The 1,667-nt window shown below is 57.2% G+C and carries 3 protein-coding genes; 2 read left to right on the forward strand and 1 reads right to left on the reverse strand.

Going from position 1 to position 1,667, the window contains the following annotated elements; genetic code table 11:
- On the forward strand, window positions 1-254 hold a 254-nt coding region (locus OA90_RS28410; RefSeq protein WP_156510693.1), incomplete at its 5' end, for a DDE-type integrase/transposase/recombinase.
- A 126-nt stretch (window positions 255-380) separates the two neighbouring features.
- Window positions 381-1,391 (forward strand): IS110 family transposase, encoded by a 1,011-nt coding sequence (locus OA90_RS27765; RefSeq protein WP_068420265.1) that lies wholly within the window; start codon window positions 381-383, stop codon window positions 1,389-1,391.
- 1 nt (window position 1,392) lies between these two features.
- Here the strand turns inward: OA90_RS27765 and OA90_RS29400 are convergent.
- Window positions 1,393-1,667 (reverse strand): hypothetical protein (locus OA90_RS29400; RefSeq protein ID WP_208986318.1); only part of this gene is annotated, 275 nt, incomplete at its 5' end.

A 1,667-nucleotide genomic window follows, 5' to 3' on the forward strand; every position in this document is an offset into this window, starting at 1 on the left:
CGGATGCTGATCATCGAGCCCACAAGGGCCTGAATAACAGAATTGAAAACGCACACCGCCAGACCAGGAAGCGAGAGAAGATCATGGGGCGGTTCAAATCGCCCCGCCAAGCACAGCGTTTCCTGTCAGCCCACGATCAGATAAACACCATCTTTCGTCCCCGCCGATACAAACTCTCAGCCCGCTCCTGGCGACACGCCAGGGCAGATGCCTTCTGCCTGTGGTCCGACTACACAGCAGAAATGACCGCTTGAAAAAGCAGGGGCCGCGCTGCCTTGCATCCAATGACAAACAAATTGATGGTGTGGACAGCCCCACCTGACGGCATCGAATGTGCCATGTTGATGTTGTTAGCACCAACGGAATAGGGAGCCATCCACATGCAGATTACAACATTGGGCATCGATCTTGCCAAGTCCGTCTTCCAGCTACACGGGATTGATGCGAACGGAGGTGTGATACTCAAGAAGAAGGTTCGGCGCGGGGCATTTCTGCAGGTCCTGTCGGATCTTTCCCCCTGCCTGATTGGCATGGAAGCCTGTGCGACCAGTCATTATTGGGCTCGTGAGATCGCAGCATTAGGGCATGAAGTGCGGTTGATCCCGCCAGCTTACGTCAAACCCTATGTGAAGCGGCAAAAGAATGACATGGCGGATGCCGAAGCGATATGTGAAGCCGTCACCCGGCCGAACATGCATTTCGTCGCGATCAAAAGCGCTGACCAGCAGGCTGTATTGATGCTGCATCGCGCTCGGGATCTGCTGGTGCGCCAGCGTACGATGCTGGTCAATGCCTTGCGCGCGCACCTTGCAGAATTCGGCATTGTGGCCGCCCGAGGCCCACAGCAGGTACGTTGCCTTGTTACCGATCTTGAGAATGCCACCGATGGCCTTCCTGAGGTGGGGCGGGCAGCCTTGCTGTGCCTGGTGAGGCAACTGGATGCTCAGGAGGCCGAGATCGCGCGGCTCGATCGCGAGATAAAGGCTTGGCACGGCCAGAGCGAGACCAGCCAGCGACTGGCCACAATACCAGGCATTGGCGTGTTGACGGCAACGGCCTTGGCCGCGACGGTTGCTGATCCGGGCCTGTTTAAATCCGCGCGCCAGTTCTCTGCCTGGTTGGGTCTGGTTCCGCGACAAAACTCATCAGGCGGCAAAGAACGGCTTGGACGTATTACCAAGATGGGGGACGCTTATTTGCGTAAGCTTCTTGTTGTCGGAGCCACAGCGGTGCTCAGGCACGCGATCCGGGCGCAAACGCGCACCGGGGAATGGGTGCGTCACTTGCTGGAGCGCAAACCCTCACGGTTGGTGAGCGTGGCACTTGCCAACAAGACGGCCCGGATTGCCTGGGCTGTTCTGGCGAAAGGGGAAACCTACCGGTCGGCATGATCTAAAAGTTCGCTTTCCGTGGAACCAACGGTTCCGCGGAGTAGAATGCAAGAGCAATCCAAGTGATGATGATCAAGCTAGCCGCTGCTGGAACACCCCGTGGTATTGCCAGGGCACCATAGCCCGATAAGTTGATAGGGATCCGGCGCGCGGACTTCATCAGGGCCAGCGGACAAGCGTGCCGCGAAAACAGGCCGGACAAATGACCGCTCGCAACAAGATCTGAATCACAAAAAGAAAACTCTTGCAAAACAGGGGCTGTCCACAAATGGCAAT

Origin of the sequence: Labrenzia sp. OB1 (assembly GCF_001624695.1) — a bacterium.
Taxonomy (GTDB): Bacteria; Pseudomonadota; Alphaproteobacteria; order Rhizobiales; family Stappiaceae; genus Roseibium.

Bases quoted from the DNA above. Each gene is read 5' to 3' on its own strand.
- OA90_RS27765 (WP_068420265.1), top strand. From the start codon at position 381: ATGCAGATTACAACATTGGGCATCGATCTTGCCAAGTCCGTCTTCCAG.